Annotated in this window: 16 protein-coding genes; 8 read left to right on the forward strand and 8 right to left on the reverse strand. The window is 45.6% G+C overall.

Annotation, left to right across the window (positions count from 1 at the left end; genetic code table 11):
• Positions 1 to 20 precede the first annotated feature (20 nt).
• Together GJS45_RS14105 and GJS45_RS14110 are read right to left on the reverse strand one after the other, a co-directional pair.
• Positions 21 to 1,700, reverse strand: coding sequence for a GMC oxidoreductase (locus GJS45_RS14105; RefSeq protein WP_162342499.1), 1,680 nt, complete (start codon positions 1,698 to 1,700; stop codon positions 21 to 23).
• A gap of 127 nt (positions 1,701 to 1,827) precedes the next feature.
• Positions 1,828 to 3,108, reverse strand: a complete 1,281-nt coding sequence (locus tag GJS45_RS14110) for an MFS transporter (protein ID WP_162342500.1) — start codon at positions 3,106 to 3,108, stop codon at positions 1,828 to 1,830.
• Between the two features lie 236 nt (positions 3,109 to 3,344).
• Here GJS45_RS14110 and GJS45_RS14115 point away from each other — a divergent pair, with 236 nt between their 5' ends.
• Genes GJS45_RS14115 through GJS45_RS14130 form a run of 4 tightly spaced genes read left to right on the forward strand, consistent with a single transcriptional unit; the run spans position 3,345 to position 6,774 of the window.
• Positions 3,345 to 4,511 (forward strand): Gfo/Idh/MocA family protein, encoded by a 1,167-nt coding sequence (locus GJS45_RS14115; RefSeq protein WP_202928086.1) that lies wholly within the window; start codon positions 3,345 to 3,347, stop codon positions 4,509 to 4,511.
• A 15-nt stretch (positions 4,512 to 4,526) separates the two neighbouring features.
• Positions 4,527 to 5,582 (forward strand): sugar phosphate isomerase/epimerase family protein, encoded by a 1,056-nt coding sequence (locus tag GJS45_RS14120; RefSeq protein WP_162342501.1) that lies wholly within the window; start codon positions 4,527 to 4,529, stop codon positions 5,580 to 5,582.
• Between the two features lie 18 nt (positions 5,583 to 5,600).
• On the forward strand, positions 5,601 to 6,032 hold the full coding sequence (locus GJS45_RS14125; RefSeq protein WP_162342502.1) for a c-type cytochrome: 432 nt from the start codon (positions 5,601 to 5,603) through the stop codon (positions 6,030 to 6,032).
• Positions 6,033 to 6,036: 4 nt separating this feature from the next.
• Complete coding sequence (locus tag GJS45_RS14130) at positions 6,037 to 6,774, forward strand: 3-keto-disaccharide hydrolase (protein WP_162342503.1); 738 nt, start codon at positions 6,037 to 6,039, stop codon at positions 6,772 to 6,774.
• Positions 6,775 to 7,059: 285 nt separating this feature from the next.
• Here GJS45_RS14130 and GJS45_RS14135 read toward each other — a convergent pair whose 3' ends face one another.
• Complete coding sequence (locus GJS45_RS14135) at positions 7,060 to 7,428, reverse strand: endonuclease domain-containing protein (protein ID WP_235954764.1); 369 nt, start codon at positions 7,426 to 7,428, stop codon at positions 7,060 to 7,062.
• 327 nt (positions 7,429 to 7,755) lie between these two features.
• Positions 7,756 to 9,990, reverse strand: coding sequence for an NADP-dependent isocitrate dehydrogenase (locus GJS45_RS14140; protein ID WP_162342505.1), 2,235 nt, complete (start codon positions 9,988 to 9,990; stop codon positions 7,756 to 7,758).
• A 160-nt stretch (positions 9,991 to 10,150) separates the two neighbouring features.
• Between GJS45_RS14140 and GJS45_RS14145 the strand changes: the two genes are divergently transcribed.
• Positions 10,151 to 10,693, forward strand: a complete 543-nt coding sequence (locus GJS45_RS14145) for a CAP domain-containing protein (protein ID WP_162342506.1) — start codon at positions 10,151 to 10,153, stop codon at positions 10,691 to 10,693.
• A gap of 416 nt (positions 10,694 to 11,109) precedes the next feature.
• Complete coding sequence (locus tag GJS45_RS14150; protein ID WP_162342507.1) at positions 11,110 to 11,364, forward strand: DUF6364 family protein; 255 nt, start codon at positions 11,110 to 11,112, stop codon at positions 11,362 to 11,364.
• A 92-nt stretch (positions 11,365 to 11,456) separates the two neighbouring features.
• Here GJS45_RS14150 and GJS45_RS14155 read toward each other — a convergent pair whose 3' ends face one another.
• Together GJS45_RS14155 and GJS45_RS14160 are read right to left on the reverse strand one after the other, a co-directional pair.
• Complete coding sequence (locus tag GJS45_RS14155) at positions 11,457 to 11,795, reverse strand: HepT-like ribonuclease domain-containing protein (RefSeq protein ID WP_162342508.1); 339 nt, start codon at positions 11,793 to 11,795, stop codon at positions 11,457 to 11,459.
• Positions 11,785 to 12,078, reverse strand: a complete 294-nt coding sequence (locus GJS45_RS14160) for a nucleotidyltransferase family protein (protein WP_162342509.1) — start codon at positions 12,076 to 12,078, stop codon at positions 11,785 to 11,787. The genes GJS45_RS14155 and GJS45_RS14160 overlap by 11 nt, the downstream gene beginning before the upstream one ends.
• Positions 12,079 to 13,164: 1,086 nt before the next feature.
• On the opposite strand from GJS45_RS14160, the gene GJS45_RS14165 reads away from it, so the two are divergent.
• The gene (locus GJS45_RS14165; RefSeq protein WP_162342510.1) at positions 13,165 to 14,082 is read left to right on the forward strand and encodes a sugar phosphate isomerase/epimerase family protein; all 918 of its coding nucleotides are present in this window, start codon (positions 13,165 to 13,167) and stop codon (positions 14,080 to 14,082) included.
• 147 nt (positions 14,083 to 14,229) lie between these two features.
• Positions 14,230 to 16,881: a PVC-type heme-binding CxxCH protein gene (locus tag GJS45_RS14170; RefSeq protein ID WP_235954765.1), complete on the forward strand. Its 2,652-nt coding sequence runs from the start codon at positions 14,230 to 14,232 to the stop codon at positions 16,879 to 16,881.
• Here the strand turns inward: GJS45_RS14170 and panB are convergent.
• Both panB and GJS45_RS14180 read right to left on the reverse strand, forming a co-directional pair.
• Positions 16,875 to 17,696, reverse strand: coding sequence for a 3-methyl-2-oxobutanoate hydroxymethyltransferase (gene panB, locus GJS45_RS14175; RefSeq protein WP_162342511.1), 822 nt, complete (start codon positions 17,694 to 17,696; stop codon positions 16,875 to 16,877). The genes GJS45_RS14170 and panB overlap by 7 nt on opposite strands.
• A 3-nt stretch (positions 17,697 to 17,699) precedes the next feature.
• Positions 17,700 to 18,206: a phosphoribosyltransferase family protein gene (locus tag GJS45_RS14180; RefSeq protein WP_162342663.1), complete on the reverse strand. Its 507-nt coding sequence runs from the start codon at positions 18,204 to 18,206 to the stop codon at positions 17,700 to 17,702.
• Positions 18,207 to 18,281: the final 75 nt, after the last annotated feature.

Raw genomic sequence — 18,281 nt, forward strand, 5'->3', positions numbered from 1 at the left:
TAACGATTTCTTTTTGGGATTTACAAATTTCCTTTTTTCAGTTCTTCCACAGCAAAGCTTGCTGCTCTGGCAGTCATGGCCATATAGGTCAGGGAAGGGTTTTGGGCTGCGGCGGAAACCATGGCTGCACCATCTGTCACAAAGACATTTTTGGCATCCCATACCTGATTGTTGCCATTCAAAACAGAGGACTTGGGATCTCTTCCCATCCGTGCGGTACCCATTTCATGAATACCCTGTCCAAAGGTATATCCCCGGTCATAGGTAGACACATTTTTCACCCCTGCTGCTTCCAGCATTTCTGCGGCATCATTCATCATGTCCACCCGCATTTTCTCTTCATTGTCCCGGATGGCTGCATCCATTTCCAAAACATACATCCCCCATTTATCCTTCTCGGTTTTACTGAGCTTGATGGTATTGTCATGGTAAGGGAGGATTTCTCCGAATGCCGTCATTCCAATGGTCCAGGCTCCTGGCTCGGTAAGTTCGGCCTTTAATGGTGCTCCGAAATCCAATTCGGCCACGGTGCGGCTCCATCCTTGTCGGCTGGCACCTCCCTGGTACCCAAAGCCTCTAAGGTAATCCCGGCTTTCATCGCCTGTATTTCGGTAGCGGGGAACGTAAAATCCACCCGGCCTTCTTCCAAAATAATATTTGTCTTCGTACCCTTCGATAGTACCGTTTGCTCCTAAGCGAAAATGGTGATCCATCACATTATGTCCCAATTCTCCTGAGCTGCTTCCCAGGCCTTCTGGCCAAATGTCTGTGGCAGAACGCATTAATACAGCAGTGGAGTTGAATGACGAAGCACAAAGAAATACGATTTTTGCATCGAATTCTATGGTCTCGTTGGTTTCCCCGTCCAAAATTTCCACTCCGGTAGCTTTTTGGCTGTCTTTGTCATAGATCACCCGGGTTACAATAGACCAGGGCCTTAATGTAAGATTGCCTGTGGCTACTGCCGCCGGAAGGGTGGAGGATTGGGTACTGAAATAGCCTCCAAAGGGGCAACCTAAGGAACATTTATTCCGGTACTGACAGCCAGGCCTACCGGGTAGGGGTTGCGTGATATTTGCCACCCGGGCGTTGGTCATCAACCTGGAACCACCAAAGTGATTTTTTAACCGGTCGGCGACGTCTTTTTCCACACAGTTTAAAGGAATAGCAGGCATAAATTCCCCATCAGGGAGTATTTCCAGACCGTCCTTGTTTCCGGAGATGCCGGCAAACTTCTCTACATAACTGTACCAGGGAGCCAGGTCCTTGTACCGAATGGGCCAATCCACAGCAATCCCCTGCTTGGCGTTGGCTTCAAAATCGATATCTCCCCAGCGGTAACTTTGTCTTCCCCAAAGAAGGGAACGTCCTCCGACCTGATATCCCCGGAACCAGGTAAAAGGTTTCTTTTCTATGTAAGGTGAATCGTCTTCATGGGCCCACCAGTCCAGATTGAGTTCATTCAGCACGTAATCCCTCCGTAAATTGGGATGGTTTTCCAACATTTCGATGGTTCTTCTTCCTCTGTGAGGAACTTCCCAGGGGGCCTTGGTAGCATTCTTATAATCCTGCACGTGTTTTACGTCAGGACCTCTTTCCAGAAGAAGGACTTTAAGACCCTTCTCCGTGAGTTCTTTCGCCGCCCATCCGCCGCTGATTCCAGAACCAACGACTATAGCGTCATAACTTTGATTAGCCATATACTTGAATTGTTTATTTTAGGTATTGCAATAATATTGATATTTTTAAAGAAACCGTTTGATTTATTCCTTTTCCTCTTTTTCAATTCAGCTATTTATAAATACTCTAAATTACGTGCTTTTCTTTTCACTCTGTAGATAACTCCCTGGATTGCTGAATGTTTTTCTTATCGCGTCGCAACTCATTTGCCCTTTTGAAGTCGTTGTCCTTGAAGAAAAGTATGAAGAAGATCGTAACGGCCAGGGCGATTCCTGCTGGGATAAGCCAGATGTTTTGCCATTGGTGAATTTCGCCATCAAAATACACATCCGAAACGATTCCGGCAATCCAAAAGCCTATCAACATGCCAATGCCATAGGTGGCCAGCGTGATCAGTCCCTGCGCGGCACTCTTGTATCGCGGTCCGGCCTTCGAATCGGTGTAAATTTGTCCCGAAACGAAGAAGAAGTCATAGCATATTCCATGCAGGGCAATGCCAATGATCAGCAGGTAAGTTCCCTCTCCGGCATCTCCAAAAGCGAAGAAAACATAGCGAACCACCCAGGCCAGCATGCCGACAATCAGCGTGGTCTTCAAGCCAAACTTTCTAAAAAAGAAGGGCATAAGGAGTAGAAAAAGCACTTCCGAGACCTGCCCGATGGTCATTTTGCCGGTAGGATTAGAAAGACCTACCTCGGACAGAAAGGGATTGGCATTTTGATAATAAAAGGCCAGTGGGATGCAGATTAATACGGAGGAGAGAAAGAATATGGCAAAATCCCGGTCCTTCAGTAGTTTTAAGGCATCTAATCCCAGAAGTTCGGATACCGACTGTTTTTCGCCGGTTTTAGTGGCAGGAGGAGTGGCTGGTAGCGTAAAAGCAAACAGGCCAAGAACCAGTGAAGAAATGGAGGCCATCAGGAAGGTGTTCCGGAGCAATCCCTCCCCGATAGCTCCCGGACTGTCCCAAATGAAGAAATAACTAATCATCAAACCGGAAGCAATCCAGCCAATGGTCCCCCATACTCGAATGCTGCTAAATTCCTTCGAAGGATCCTTCATTTGACTAAAGGACACCGAGTTGGCTAGGGCCAGGGTAGGCATGTAGATTAACATATATGCCAAAACAAAGGGATAGAAGGTGGCAAAGCTGTCTGCTCTAAACATGAGAAACAGCAGGAGTGCTCCCAGCAGGTGCAAGATGCTGAGGATTTTTTCTGCATTAAAAAAACGGTCTGCAATCAACCCAATGATAAAAGGAGCAATGATGGCTCCAAAGGATTGCGTGGAAAAAGCAGCCGCAAGCTGGGCACCGTTTGCTTCCAGGTTATTTCCCAAAAAAGTACCCAGCGTAACGTACCAGGAGCCCCAGACAAAAAACTCCAGAAACATCATCAGTGAAAGCTTAAATCGGTTGGTAGTTGTCATGTTGTAACGGGATTTCGTTTTTTCGGGAGGAAAGCGGCTTTTACCGCACTTCAAACTATTCTAGGAAATATTTAAATTTAAGCCAATTTAATGTAAATTTATCACTTCAGAAAGGAGGGGAGCCACATCTCGGTGGGCAGAATAGCCCCTGAGAGCCGGTGATATTTCTCCTATCTTCTTAGAAATATAGATGTTAAAACCGAACTTTAAAAACCAAAAAACCAAAGATTGGAATAATGAGCGACAGAAAACTTAAAATGGGTATGATCGGTGGTGGTCCGGGCTCCTTTATTGGGGCGGTACATAGAATATCCGCGGCCATGGACGGTATAATAGAACTTGCTGCCGGAGCCTTTAGCAGTAGTCCTGAAAAATCCGCAGAAACCGGAAAGGAGTTATTTCTACCTGCGAGCCGCGTCTACGGTTCTTATGACGAAATGTTTGAAAAGGAAAAACAATTGCCGGAAGAAGAGCGGATCGATTTCGTTGCCATCGTTACCCCCAACCATGTGCATTTTGATCCCACCAAAAAAGCCCTGGAAAATGGTTTTCACGTGGTGTTGGACAAGCCCATGACCTTTGATTACCAGGAAGCTAAAGAACTTAATAGAATCATCGAAGAAACCGGGCTATTGTTTTGCCTGACCCATACCTACACAGGTTACCCCATGGTAAAAGAGGCTCGTCACATAATTGCTACAGGGGTTTTGGGAGAAATTCGAAAAGTATATGTGGAATACCCGCAGGGCTGGTTGTGGACCTCTCTGGAAAAGACCGACTACAAGCAGGCCATTTGGCGGACTGATCCGTCTAAAAGTGGCATTGCCAATTGCATGGGGGATATCGGTACCCATGCCTTTAATTTGGCAGAATATGTGAGCGGCCTGAAACTGACCAAATTGTGTGCAGACCTGAACATTGTGGTAGACGGCAGAACCCTGGATGATGACGGAGCGGTGTTGCTCAAATTTGATGGCGGTGCTTCGGGCGTGCTGATGGCCACACAGATAGCCACCGGTGCCGAAAACAATATTAAAATCCGGGTGTTTGGTAATAAGGCAGGGTTGGAATGGGAACAGGACAATGCTAACACCCTTATCGTTAGGCATCCGGAAGCTCCTGATCAGATTTACCGTACGGGCGGAAACGTTCCTTACTTGTCTTCCAATGCCATGGAAAATCTGCGTACTCCCGGAGGCCACCCGGAAGGTTACCTGGAGGCATTTGCCAACTTATACCGTAACTTTGCCCGGTGTTTGTATGCGCGAAAAAATGGGGAGACTCCGAAAGCGGAATGGGAAGACTTCCCGGGAGCTGAAGATGGTCTCCGGGGCATGGCTTTTGTGGAACATGTAGTGAAAAGTGGGAAATCTAATGAAAAATGGACTAAATTTGAACTTTAAAAAATAATAACCCTTATGAAAACCATTAAAGGACCCGCCTTATTTTTGGCTCAATTTGCGGATGATACCGCACCTTTTAATAATCTGAAAGATATTTGTACCTGGGCTGCCAGTATTGGTTACAAAGCCGTTCAGATCCCCACCTGGGATGCCCGGCTGATTGACTTGAAGAGAGCGGCAGAAGACCTGGAGTATGTGCAGGAAATAAAAGATACCGTGAAAGAAGCGGGTGTGGAGATTTCTGATTTTTCGACTCACCTGCAAGGGCAATTGGTGGCGGTTCATCCCGCTTATAACGAACTATTCGATGCGTTTGCTCCTGCCGAACTAGCCGGAGATATGAAAGGGAAGCAGGAATGGGCCGTTCAGCAACTGATGTGGGCCGCCAAAGCCTCCAAAAATTTTGGAATGAATACGCATGCTACGTTTAGTGGGGCACTGATGTGGCACACGGTTTATCCATGGCCCCAGCGCCCTGCCGGTCTTGTGGACACTGGTTTCGAAGAATTGGCCAGAAGGTGGCTTCCCATCCTTGATGAATTTGATAAATACGACGTAGATGTGTGCTATGAGTTGCATCCCGGAGAAGACCTGCATGACGGGGTTACCTTTGAGCTGTTTTTAGAAAAAGTAAATCACCACAAACGCGCAAATATCCTATACGATCCCAGCCATTTCGTTTTACAATGTCTAGACTATGTATCTTTTATCGATATCTATAAAGATCGGATCAAAATGTTTCACGTCAAAGATGCGGAGTTTAATCCCACCGGTAGGCAGGGAGTCTACGGAGGCTATTCCAGTTGGGTAGAAAGAGCCGGAAGGTTCCGTTCCCTTGGAGACGGACAGGTAGATTTCAATGCGATTTTCAGTAAATTATCACAATATGGCTTTGATGGATGGGCTGTACTCGAATGGGAATGCGCGTTGAAACACCCTGAAAACGGAGCCATCGAAGGGGCTAAATTTATAAGTGAAAAAATCATCCGGGTTACGGAAAAAACATTCGATGATTTTGCCTCTACGGGAGCCGACGAAGGGTTGAACAAAAAAATATTAGGAATCAATTAATCTATTTTATAACAAACAATGAAGTTAAATCTTAAGTTAAGCCTGGCCCTCATTGCGGGTTCAATGATGGCCGTATCTTGTGGTGGTTCTGGTAGCAACAACTCCGAGTCCACTTCTTCTTCTAATCCGCCTCCGGCCCCTGAGCCTGCTCAGGAAATCAGTCTGGAGGAAAAGTATAAAGACGATCCCATTTTCATACGGGGAGTGGAGTTGATGAAGCAAAACGACTGTCCAAGTTGCCACATGATCGAACGAAAAATTGTAGGTCCCTCCTATTCTGATGTGGCAGAGAAGTACGAATCTACCGATGAGAATGTAGAAATGCTTGCCAGTAGGGTTATCGCTGGTAACGTGGGCGTTTGGGGTGAAATACCCATGCCAGCTCATCCGGCATTGTCTAAAGAGGATGCGGAAGACATGGTAAAGTACGTACTATTGCTAAAGAAATAAGTTTATGAACAAAGTGTCTTTATCACTGGCGATGTGTTCACTGGCAGTTTGGGGCTGTGGCCCTTCCTCTCAGGATAACACCGCTTCTGAAGAAACGATAGAAGAAATTATTGTGACAGAAGAAGAATGGATTAGTTTATTTGACGGCAACAGCCTTACGGGTTGGACTGGCTATGGTAAAGACCAGCCTGGAGAGGCCTGGGAAGCATCAGATGGGGTCCTTTATTTTAATTCTGAAAAGAAAGAAGAAGGAGCCAGTGGAGGTGATTTGGTAACCAAGGAGACCTTCGGTGATTTCCATTTTGAGATTGAGTGGAAAATTGCGGAAAATGGAAACAGCGGAATCATGTTCCACGTGCAGGACAACGGTGAATATGGAGCTCCTTATTTTACCGGCCCTGAATACCAGTTGCTGGATAATGAGGGCCACCCGGATGGAGAAATTGTAACGCATCGTACCGGAGACCTGTATGACCTGATCGAATCCACTGAGGAAGCTGCTAATCCGGTAGGAGAATGGAACAAAACCGAAATCGTAGTAGAGGACGGTCAGTTGCAGTTTTTCTTAAATGGCGTGAAGACGGTAGAAACCACCCTTTGGGATGATCAATGGAAAGCCATGGTGGCCGAAAGTAAGTTTGCCCAATGGGAAGATTTCGCCACATTTAAAGAGGGGAAAATAGCCCTTCAAGATCACGGAGATGATGTTTGGTTCCGAAATATCCGAATTAAGCGTTTGTAATTTTAGAATTTTATAAGAATAAAAAAAGCCGCTGATTTCAGCGGCTTTTTTTATTGGAATGAAAATAATATTTCGCCATCCATTTTCCATTTTGGTAAAAAATCCCCCTGTTTCCCCCTTGGTAAGGGGGATTTGAAAACGTAAGGATTTACAAGCACGGAAATACCGCAGGATTTGCTCAGCCCGTTGCAATGGCAGCAATACAATTTTAAACTGGCATGTCAGCAATTCCCCCTTTTTAAGGGGGCGCAGGGGGATTTTTACGAGCATTTCTAAATGTTTAGCTCAAAAACCTGTATGAGGAGCCCCATTTTTATCTTCCCAATCATCCATAAATGCACCAATTTCCTGAAGAACAAAAGGCATGGATTTCTTAACCTCGTTATCTAAAAACCTGAGAAAACATAAGCCCATGTTTTCCAAAATCAATTGCCTTTTTTGATCCTCTACGACAGATTCAGCATAAAAGTGGCTATCCCCATCAATCTCAATTACCAATTGCAATTTCCTGCAGTAGAAGTCTACAATATAATTTCCCAGCGGTTTTTGCCTGTTGAAAGCATACCCTCGAAATTGACTTGCCCTTAACTTTTGCCAAAGTAAAACTTCGGAAAGGGTAGCATGAGATCTCAATTCTCTTGAGAATTCTTTCAAATTCTTGTTGTAAGGGACAAATCGCATGAAATAATTTAAAAATTATCGCTTAAAATTCCAGGGTTCTTTTCTTTAAAATTGGTTTAAAGATTAATAGTATAATTCTCGATCGATTTTTCATTTTGGTAAAAAATCCCCCTGCACCCCCTTAGTAAGGGGGATTCGGATACGTAAGGGTAAACGGTCACGTTATTACCAGGAAGTTTTCTGAGCCCGTTACAACAATACCCATTCAGCACCATTACTCCTGGTTTTTCTATATAAACGCAAAAAGCCACTGAAATCAGCGGCTTTTGGTGCGTAAGCAATTAAAAGAACGTTATAAATTTAAGCTATTATGGATTCCAGTATCTTATTCAAGGTAGCACTGGGACGCATTAGTTTTGAGGTTTTTTCTCCATCGGGCCGGTAATAACCACCGATATCCATGGCTTTTCCCTGAGCCCCGATCAGCTCCTCGTTGATGGCTTTTTCCTTCTCTACCATCTCTTTGGCTACCGGACCAAATATTTTTTTCAAAGCCTCGTCATCTTCTTGATTGGCCAATGCCTCAGCCCAGTACATGGCCAGGTAGAAATGACTGCCTCGGTTATCCAATTCATTAACTTTTCGGGAAGGAGACTTGCCTTTTTCCAGGAATTTGGCTGTGGCCTGGTCCAGGGTTTTGCCAAGGACCTTTGCCCGTTTGTTATCGAAAGTATCTCCCAAATGATCCAGTGATACGGCAAGAGCCAAAAATTCACCTAATGAATCCCAACGGAGGTGTCCCTCTTCTACAAATTGCTGCACATGCTTGGGAGCAGATCCGCCTGCGCCTGTTTCAAACAATCCTCCGCCATTCATCAACGGAACGATGGAAAGCATCTTGGCACTGGTTCCCAACTCCAGAATGGGAAACAAATCGGTGAGGTAATCCCGCAGCACATTTCCCGTAACGGATATGGTATCCTTTCCAGCCTTGATTCTTTCCAGAGAAAATCTGGTTGCTTCCACCGGAGACATGATCTGGATGTCCAATCCACTGGTGTCGTGGTCTTTCAGGTATTTTTCTACCTTTCGGATCAATTCCGCATCATGCGCCCTGTCTTTATCCAGCCAGAAAATAGCAGGAGCTCCGGTGGCTCTTGCACGGTTAACTGCCAGCTTCACCCAATCCTGAACGGGGGCGTCTTTTACCTGGCACATTCTCCAAATATCTTCTTTCTCTACCGGATGTTCCAGAAGTATCTTTCCATCCATATCCTTGACACTTACGGTTCCGTCCGCTGGGATTTCAAAGGTCTTATCGTGAGACCCGTATTCCTCCGCTTTCTGAGCCATTAAGCCCACATTGGGAACCGAGCCCATAGTGGTAGGATCAAAGGCTCCGTTCTTTTTGCAAAAATCTATGGTTTCCTGGTACACACCCGCATAAGAGCGGTCCGGAATGATGGCCTTTGCATCCTGCAGTTCGTTATTTTTGTTCCACATCTGGCCGCTGGTACGGATCATCGCAGGCATGGAAGCATCAATGATCACATCGCTGGGCACGTGCAGGTTGGTGATGCCTTTATCTGAATTGACCATGGCCAGGTCGGGGCTTTCGGCATAACAAGCCTCAATGTCTGCTTCTATGGCCTTCTTCTTATCGGCAGGCAATTGGTCCAGGGCGGACACCACGGCGGCAAATCCATTATTGGGATCAACACCCAACTGCTTCAAGGTGTCGCCGTGTTTTTCAAATACGGGTGCAAAAAAGACGGTTACCGCATGCCCAAAGATAATCGGGTCGGATACCTTCATCATGGTCGCTTTCAGGTGCAGCGAAAACAATACCCCTTGTTTCTTTGCTTCTTCTTTCTGTTCCAGAAGGAACTTTCTCAAGGCTCCGGTGCTCAAAACGGCGGCATCAATTACCTCGCCAGCCTGCAGGTCCAGCTTTTCTTTTAGAACCTTCTTGGTGCCGTCTTCCGAGGTCCATTCTATTTTTACCGAAGTAGCTTCCTGAATGGTGAGTGATTTTTCACTTCCATAAAAATCACCCTCTTTCATGCTGGAAACATGGGTATCGGAACTTGATTCCCATTTGCCCATGCTATGCGGATTATTTCTGGCAAACTGCTTTACTGCCTGCGGAGCCCGTCGGTCAGAGTTTCCTTCCCTTAAAACCGGGTTGACGGCAGAGCCCTTTACTTTGTCGTATTTGGCCCGGATGTTTTTCTCCTGCTCGTTTTTAGGATCGTCTGGGTAATCCGGAAGCGGGTATCCCTGAGATTGCAGTTCCTTAATCGCTGCTTTTAATTGGGGCAGGGAGGCACTGATATTGGGTAGTTTGACAATGTTTGCTTCGGCTGTTTTGGCAATATCTCCTAACTCCGCCAGGGCATCGTTGATTCGCTGATCGGCCTTTAAAAATTCCGGAAAGGTGGCAATGATCCTTCCGGAGAGGGAAATGTCCCGGGTTTCTACGACTACGCCTGCCGAATCGGTGAACGCTTTGATGATGGGCAGGAAAGAATAGGTAGCCAGGGCCGGTGCCTCATCTGTAAGGGTATAAAGAATTTTTGGGGTTTTGTCACTCATTATGTTTTGATTTCGTTAAAAATGAACGCCTGATTCAATTGAAGGGCTAAAATACGAAAAAAAACCGTATATAAAGACCGCTGATATAGAATGAAACAAATTTGCTTGTGTATAACATTAATGCCCCGCGACCGTTATCTCTACCAAATTAGATAGGGGGATGACAGCATACTTGAGCCTTTTTTTGTGGTTTTGTTTTGGGGGACTTGCCGCCAGCGATTCGAACTATTTTCAGGGTTCAGTGGAGGAAAGCCAACTTTTTGAAGCCATCAACGGCTATCGGGAAGGCCGGGGCTTGCCTGCCGTTCCACACTCTCTGGCCTTAAGTAAAGTGGCCAAGGCTCATGCCCGGGATCTGATGGAAAATTACCAACCCAACAGACGCTGTAACCTGCACTCCTGGTCCGACAAGGGTGCCTGGAAAGATTGTTGCTACCGGGACAATCACAAAAACCCTGAATGCATGTGGGATAAACCGAAGGAAATAGCCGGATACGAAAGTCCGGGCTATGAGATCGCATATTGGCATTCCGCCGCTGCCGCTCCCGAAGAGGCCTTGAAGGTATGGATAGAAAGCCCGGGTCACCATGCCGTACTGGCAAACCTGCCTCCGTTTAAGGCAGCGACCTGGAAAGCCATGGGAGTTGGCATTTACAAGCAGTATGCGGTAGTTTGGTTTGGGGAGATGGAGGATAATCCTTAAAGACTTATAAAAAAGTTGCACCACAGATAGCTTAGATTAACACAGATAAAAGAATTGATAATGTGTGAGTACTATCTTCGTTGTAATAAACAGATAATACCAGCCAGAAAGCCATTTGCAATGGCTAAATCTGCACGTTTTAAATAATGATGTTTTACCATCTATCTTTAAGATCCGGCATTGCAAATGCCTATGATTACATATGGCAGGGTATATTAGGGATGTAGTTAAAAACTACACCCAACGAGGAATGGCACCGATTTCCCAGGATGTGTATAGCACGGATCACCTGGATGCTGGATATAGGGTTCTCTGAAAACCTTTCTTTTTACCTGGGAGAAAAGCTAAAGGATACTGTGTTTCACAGAAAAATGAAAAAAGTGGTATATTTATTTAATACTATACCATATACGCTGATGTCCACTCCAACAGAAAAAGTTACCTTATCATTAAATAGAGAACTTCTGGAAAAAATGGCCAAAAGGTCTAAAAAAAATTTATCCCAATATGTTCGTGACCTGATACAAAGGGAGGCTTCTATGGAGCAGGAAGACTTCGTGATTTCGGATGAAATAGCAGAACTGAAGGGTTTGTTGAAAGCCGATAGATCCGATAGCAAAGAGCGGGTTCATAAGCGGGCCATTGAGAAAATGCGCAACTATGACCGTTGATCGGGTTTTTATCGACACCAATGTTTTTGATGAGTTATTTTCTGACGGGCCTGCGGCAGCGGACATAGCAGGGGACATTAGCCCTTATAGGTTTAACTCTCCTCGTTAATGATATCCTGGATTTTAATTTTAAATTCAGGAATAACATCGACCACAACAGCCCAAATGGCCCATAGATCCACACCAAGGTAATCATGGATTAATTTATCTCTCATTCCAGCAATCTTTTTCCATTCGATATCAGGATATTTTCTTCTTAGTTCAGAGGAAAGATTTTTTGTTGCCTCTCCAATTATTTCAAAGTTTCGAATAACCGCATCCTGGATGACTGATTGGCTCAAAAATTCATCCAGGGAAATGTTGTCTGTGTATTTTTGAATTTTAACAATACAATCGTAGATGTGGTAAAGGTAAACTACATTATCCTTCATCAGGAAATATTTGCTGTAAGTCGCTTTCAATTCGAGGGACCAATCGTGGGGAAATGGCTTTTGTGGTGATAAGGTCCACCTTAAGATTCAACAATTCAGATAATTTCATTTCAGCTCCGATAATATCCAGCAGATTTACTGTATTCTGGAATTCTACCAGAATATCCAAATCACTATTCTCCTTATTCTCATTTCGGGCGAAGGAACCAAAAATGCCGATCATTTTAGGGGTAAAAGGTTGCAAAACCTCAATAATGATATTTTTTTGATCTTTGGTAATCATTTTTTCACAATGTACAAAAAATGTACGCAGATTGATTAAAATGGTTTTTACAAGTACAGGATTCCTTTCAGGTTTCCAGCAAAATCCTGAACTTCTCTTTTAAAATTTTCAGAGAGGGAGTTTTTTGTATAAAAGAGGCTTAAAATATCCATACATCTAAAGTAGCGAATAATTCTGATCATCTGTTTTAGCATCTACAAGCTTCCACTTGGCATATCCTTGTACATCTACTATTGTAAACATATAGACCTGCCAAAAAGCCATTTGCAATGGCTAAACGCATAGGCTTCCAGGAATGATTTTCTAAACGGTTTGTCCATGGGACCCGGCATTACAAATGCCTCGATGGAGTATATAAAATGATAAAAGGGGTGTACATACAATCTACACCCAGCTCGAGTTGCCAGCTGTAAGGTTGGTGCAGGTAGCACTGATGCCGACTTTGCTGAAACGGAAGTGGCGTTGGAGAACAAACAGATTACCACAACAGAATATTTCTACTATTAGAGACATTTAAATAAATCGAAAATTATTTTTTCAGGCACTATAATGTGCATGATGAACAAAGTCAGTTCCAAAACCCCTAAAAGAAAAGATTATGACAACCTACACCATGCTTATTGAAAATGCAGGCCCCACATGACCCCGGGAAGGTAGAACTTCTATGTAATTTTTGGACGAAGCAGCAGCAGACCAGGATCGATTCCGGAAATGAAAGGGTAGCCTCTACCCAACAGAATTTCTGCTGTGAAACAACAGAGCTGCCCACCCAGATTATATCATTGGAAGATCCCTTAAATACCTTATATGGTTCCAAATTTTTTAACTAAAAACTATATCAATCTCTAACTGAATTCCTTGACTTGTACGTTTTCGAAAACGATTTTCTTTACGGTTGGTCTATGGTATCCGGCGTTGAAAATGCCCGGGCGTTCATACATAGATGGATATTTGGGAGATGGAAGATGTAGTGGCTTGATCCTGCTTCCAATTAACCCAAATTAATAGACCGTGAAGGATTAATGCTGCAAAACACTTCTCCTGATTTGAATTTTTAGTACTTTAGGAGACGATAAAAAGTAGATCATGAAACACTTAAACCTTCAGGATTCGACGCATGACCGGCGTAATTTTCTTAAAAAAGCGGGTCTGGGAGTAGCAGGCCTGGCATCTTTTCAGGCAGCATCGCTGGCAAATTCCCGGCATTCAACAAGCCAATCAAAAAAAGTGGAATTGGCCATTGCCACCATTACCTGTGACGGTTTTGGGGATGAAAATTTTGAAAAAGCATTTCAGGTCATTCCTCAACTTCCCTTTAAAAATGTGGAATTCAACTGCTGGTATGGCCGTAACCTTACCCCTTCGGGCATTGGTAGCATACAGCAACGCTGCTACGAACATGGCTTGACCCCCATCTGTGTGCAGGGCAGTTCCTTTGGGGCAGAAGGAAACATCGTAAAGGATGTCGCCCATAAACTGTGGCTGATGGAAGCCGCAAAAAAACTCGGCTGCCGCCGGGTCAAATGTACCGGAGCAGGTCGTGGGAAAGCTGGAGGTCCTGAAGCCGTGGTGGAAATCGTGCGTGAACTGGCCCCTGCAGCTGAAGAAATGGATGTACTACTCCTGCTGGAAAACCACGCCAATAACAACATCGAATTCATCGAGGATTATGAGAAAATATTTGATTCCATCAATTCCACCCATGTAGGGATGTGTATGGACAATGCGCACTTCAATGGTTCCAACGTGGACCTGCTGGAGGTGGTGGATAAATTTCATGAAAAAATCCTGCACGTTGACATCAAAGATACGGAGAAAATGGGCGTACATAAAGTAGTCAATTTTGGAGAAGGAGTAACCGACAACGATGGGGTGATTCAGAAAATGCTGGACCATGGCTATGAAGGCTATTTGTTGGTAGAAATGGCCCCTCCCCTGAATGAAAGTACCCTGGTAAAAGACCTCACGCGTGCTTACCAATTATTCGAAAAATACCAGAACTAGTGATTGCTTTATGCCATCATCCGTCAACACTAGTTGCGTTTTAATGAATAAAAACCTGTCAAAAAAATAAGAAGGCGTAAAACCTGACAGGTTTGCGGATCTCAAAAAATAATCAAAGCGCTTCCAAAAGAACAAAGGACACCCCTTATGCATATAAAAGCCCCAGACCTATTCCTGTTTTCACTAATCATTTTAATGGTACCTGTTATTTTCTCCTGTGAAAACAGTGAGGTAAAAAATGAGCCCATGGTAGTGGACGGGGTTACCATTTTGGACGAGCGGCTGGAATTGACCCTGATGAAGCAGGATCCGGAAATTGTCACGCCTATTGGCATTGCGGTGGATAAGCAGGACCGTGTCTACGTGCTTGAATCCCACACGCATTTGCCTCCAAAGGGCTATGGAGGTCCTGAACACGATCTCATCAAAGTCTATGAGGACAGTAATGGAGATGGGAACTGGGACAGGGAGTCCGTCTTTGCAGAAGGATTGTTTGAGGGGTTGAATATCGCTTTTTCTCCGGAAGGACATTTGTATGCGGTTACCTCTAAGGAGGTCTGGAAATTTTATGATGAGGATGGGGATGGGATCAGCGAAAGAAGCGAAAAACTGATGGCTTTTACCAAACCCGAACAGGTGTACGCCCATGCGGCCATTTTAAGTATCACTTTCGACACGGATGGCTGGATGTATATCGGCAGGGGAAATACCGGAGCAGCCCACTGGATTTTTCAGGGCAGTGACGGAAGGGAAGTATCAGGTTATGGAGATGGCGGCAATATCCTTCGTGCCAAAACGGATGGGACGGATCTGGAAATATTTTCAACCGGATACTGGAATCCCTTTGACCTGAAGTTTGACAATTACGGGCGCTTGCTGGTAGCCGACAATGATCCGGACAGCCGGGGTCCCAATCGGCTGATACATGCGGTAAATGGCTCCGACTTTGGCTACCAATCGCTGTTTGGCGGAAGCGGTATCCACCCTTACCTGGCCTGGGATGGTGAATTGCCCGGAACCTTACCCTATGCGGTCCCCTTGGGAGAGTCGCCATCGGGGCTGCTAAATGCAAATCTTGGTAACCTGCCCCGGGATTATGATGACCAAATACTTTGCTCCATTTGGGAAGAGAGCAGCATCGTCCGGATTGCCCTGGAGGAAAAGGGGCTGTCCCTGACAGGATCCACCGAGGTGATTTTACAAGGGGGCGAAGATTTCCGACCGGTGGCTTTTGCCGCTGACAGTAAAGGAACTATTTTTTTTACCGATTGGGTGGAAAGGGTGTATCCAAATCACGGGAAGGGTAAAATATGGAAGCTTTCGGCAAAAGAAAATACGGAACTTTTGGCGAAAAGTAGCCTGTACGACACCCCTATAGCCAACGAAAAGGTGAAGCGGTTAAACCAATTGCTTTCAGACTCGACTAATTTTGACCAGCATTTCAAAAACCTCCAATCCGATGATCCTTTTGTAAGACATACTGCGGTGATGGGTTTAAGCAGGGAGGTACACCGGGAAAAACTGGCGCAGGCACTAGGAAATGAATCTGCGGAAGTGCGACTGGGCGTAATGTTGGCTTTAATGGATTCAAAACATCCCGATGGGGCAAAGCTTGCGGGACAATTTTTGGAAGATTCTGATCCAGAAATCAGAAGAATGGCACTGATATGGATCGGCAGTCATGGACTGGCATCCCAAAGGGAAAACCTGGAGCTGGCCCTTACGGTCGGAGATTTTACACCCCAATTATTCGAAACCTATCTGGAAACGGTAAAATTGCTGGAACCGGAATTCCGGGTGGCATTTGAGAATAAAAAGGAAGATATCTCCAAGCGGATCCCTTTAAAATTGCCGAATGAATTCATTGCGGGAATAGTCCGTGATCCTAGCCATCCTTCTCAAATGAGGGCCTATGCCCTTCGGTATCTCGAAGATCCGGCGGATCAGAAGGAACTTCTGCTGGAATTTTTATCCCAAGAGAAAGAGGAAGACCTGCAATTGGAAATTATCCAAACCCTGGCCAATGTACCTGATCCAGAAGTGGGTGACGCCCTGCTTCAGGTCAGTTTATCAACAAATAAACCCATCCATCTACGGGCAGAGGCGTTGTCAGCGCTCTCCCGGCAGCCTCAGGAGGCTTGGAAAGAGGTAATTCCTTTATTAGAAGTTTCCAATGAAAACCTTGCGATAGCTGCGGCAAGGTATCTTCGGACCAAAAGTGGAGAAGAAGCCGTAAAGCTAGCCATGGAGCGGGTATTGAATGATGGAAGCAGTTGCGACAGTGAAGGGCTGCGGCAGCAATTGATGCTGGCCTTGTCTCAGGATACCGGAAAACGACCTGACCCTCAGGAATTAGATGCCTGGAGCTCCCTACTTGAAGGCCCGGCCGATCCCGACCGGGGCAGGAGGGTATTTTATTCCAACACTTCGCTTTGCTCCACCTGCCATGTGGTGGAAGGCAGTGGCGGGGACCTGGGACCCGACCTGAGCAATGTAGGCAAATCGAAGGATAGAAAAGGTTTGATCAGCTCCATCCTTTCGCCTTCGGATGAAATGAGTCCGGAATGGCAGGGCTGGTTCATTGAAATGAAAGATGGTACCCGGTATGATGGCCGGCAAATAGATGTGGGTTATGATGATATCAAATTGTATACCCAGGCGGAAGGATTTATACAGGTAAAGAAGGCCGACATTGCGGCATATGGCATGGCTGAGACCTCACTGATGCCTGCTGGATTGGAGCAGCGGCTAAGCAATCAGGACTTGAAGGATTTGTTAGCTTTTCTGGAAAGTCAATAGCTCTCCTTTTCGTTGGGAAAATCTTTTGCTTTTACATCTTTGATGTAATTGCTGACGGCCTCGTGCATGGTGCTGCGTATGTCTGCATATTGCCGGAGAAAGCGGGGCTGAAATTCCTGAGTGATGCCCAGCATATCATGCAATACCAGCACCTGTCCATCCACATCCGGGCCGGCGCCAATTCCGATTACTGGAATCGTCACCAGCTCAGCCACCTTTTTGGCCAGCTTGGCAGGAATTTTTTCCAGGACCAGGGCAAAACAGCCGCATTCTTCCAGGATTTTGGCATCTTCCAAAAGTTTACCGGCCTCCTCCTTTTCCCGCGCCCGGACAGTATAGGTACCAAATTTATAAATCGACTGCGGGGTAAGGCCCAAATGACCCATTACCGGTACACCAGCACTTAGAATCCGAACCACAGATTCTTTGATTTCGGCACCACCTTCCACCTTAACGGCATGCGCACCGGACTCTTTCATGATCCGGATAGCAGATCGAAGGGCCTCGGAGCTGTTTCCCTGATACGAACCGAAGGGAATGTCTACCACGACCAGTGCGCGTTCCACTGCCCGGACCACCGCAGTGGCATGGTAAATCATCTGATCCAGGGTAATGGGCAGGGTGGTTTCGTGCCCGGCCATTACGTTGGAAGCCGAGTCGCCCACCAATATCATATCAATGCCGGCCCCATCTACGATTCCGGCCATAGAAAAATCATACGCGGTAAGCATGGAAATCTTTTCTTTCCGCTTTTTCATTTCCTGAAGAATATGCGTGGTGATCCGTTTCAGGTGGGTAGATTGGTGTACTGACATTTTTTAATGTAGGTGAACGGTGGAGGCTTCTGAATTTAAATCTACGGTAATGTGTTCGCTCAGTGTCGTGGCCAACTCAAAGCCGGTGTAATCCGGAGCGACGGGGTATAATTTGTGACTTCGGTTTACCAGGACAAGCACTTCCATTTTCTTTACTTCAGCTTCCAGAAAGGGAGCCATCGCATAAGCCAGGGTTTTGCCGGTGTTTAATACATCGTCCACCAGGATTATCGATGCGCCGGTCAAGGGGACCTGTTCAGAAAGATGAATTTCGTGTAGTTTTGGTTGGGATTTGTCCAGGTCTATCTTGATTAATTGGAGGCTAAAGGGAGCGATTTCGCGGAGTTTTTCCACTACCCGCTCGGCAAGTACATAGCCCATCCCGGTCAGGCCGGCCACTACCAGTACCTGTTCCCCGGCATTTCTTTCATAAATTTCAAATGCTATTCGGGTAATCTTTTGTTGAATTTGCCGATGGTTCAATACCATCGTTTTTCCCTGTTGCGTCATTGCCATGCCCGTGTCAAAATTTTAATGAAATTAATCGAAAAGACCCTGCTTTCAAAACAATGGCCTAAAATACTG

Origin of the sequence: Cyclobacterium salsum, from assembly GCF_010119245.1 — a bacterium.
In the GTDB taxonomy this organism is placed as follows: Bacteria; Bacteroidota; Bacteroidia; order Cytophagales; family Cyclobacteriaceae; genus Cyclobacterium; species Cyclobacterium salsum.

Bases quoted from the DNA above. Each gene is read 5' to 3' on its own strand.
- GJS45_RS14105 (WP_162342499.1), bottom strand. From the start codon at position 1,700: ATGGCTAATCAAAGTTATGACGCTATAGTCGTTGGTTCTGGAATCAGC.
- GJS45_RS14110 (WP_162342500.1), bottom strand. From the start codon at position 3,108: ATGACAACTACCAACCGATTTAAGCTTTCACTGATGATGTTTCTGGAG.
- GJS45_RS14115 (WP_202928086.1), top strand. From the start codon at position 3,345: ATGAGCGACAGAAAACTTAAAATGGGTATGATCGGTGGTGGTCCGGGC.
- GJS45_RS14120 (WP_162342501.1), top strand. From the start codon at position 4,527: ATGAAAACCATTAAAGGACCCGCCTTATTTTTGGCTCAATTTGCGGAT.
- GJS45_RS14125 (WP_162342502.1), top strand. From the start codon at position 5,601: ATGAAGTTAAATCTTAAGTTAAGCCTGGCCCTCATTGCGGGTTCAATG.
- GJS45_RS14130 (WP_162342503.1), top strand. From the start codon at position 6,037: ATGAACAAAGTGTCTTTATCACTGGCGATGTGTTCACTGGCAGTTTGG.
- GJS45_RS14140 (WP_162342505.1), bottom strand. From the start codon at position 9,990: ATGAGTGACAAAACCCCAAAAATTCTTTATACCCTTACAGATGAGGCA.
- GJS45_RS14145 (WP_162342506.1), top strand. From the start codon at position 10,151: ATGACAGCATACTTGAGCCTTTTTTTGTGGTTTTGTTTTGGGGGACTT.
- GJS45_RS14150 (WP_162342507.1), top strand. From the start codon at position 11,110: ATGTCCACTCCAACAGAAAAAGTTACCTTATCATTAAATAGAGAACTT.
- GJS45_RS14155 (WP_162342508.1), bottom strand. From the start codon at position 11,795: ATGAAGGATAATGTAGTTTACCTTTACCACATCTACGATTGTATTGTT.
- GJS45_RS14160 (WP_162342509.1), bottom strand. From the start codon at position 12,078: ATGATTACCAAAGATCAAAAAAATATCATTATTGAGGTTTTGCAACCT.
- GJS45_RS14165 (WP_162342510.1), top strand. From the start codon at position 13,165: ATGAAACACTTAAACCTTCAGGATTCGACGCATGACCGGCGTAATTTT.
- GJS45_RS14170 (WP_235954765.1), top strand. From the start codon at position 14,230: ATGCATATAAAAGCCCCAGACCTATTCCTGTTTTCACTAATCATTTTA.
- panB (WP_162342511.1), bottom strand. From the start codon at position 17,696: ATGTCAGTACACCAATCTACCCACCTGAAACGGATCACCACGCATATT.
- GJS45_RS14180 (WP_162342663.1), bottom strand. From the start codon at position 18,206: ATGACGCAACAGGGAAAAACGATGGTATTGAACCATCGGCAAATTCAA.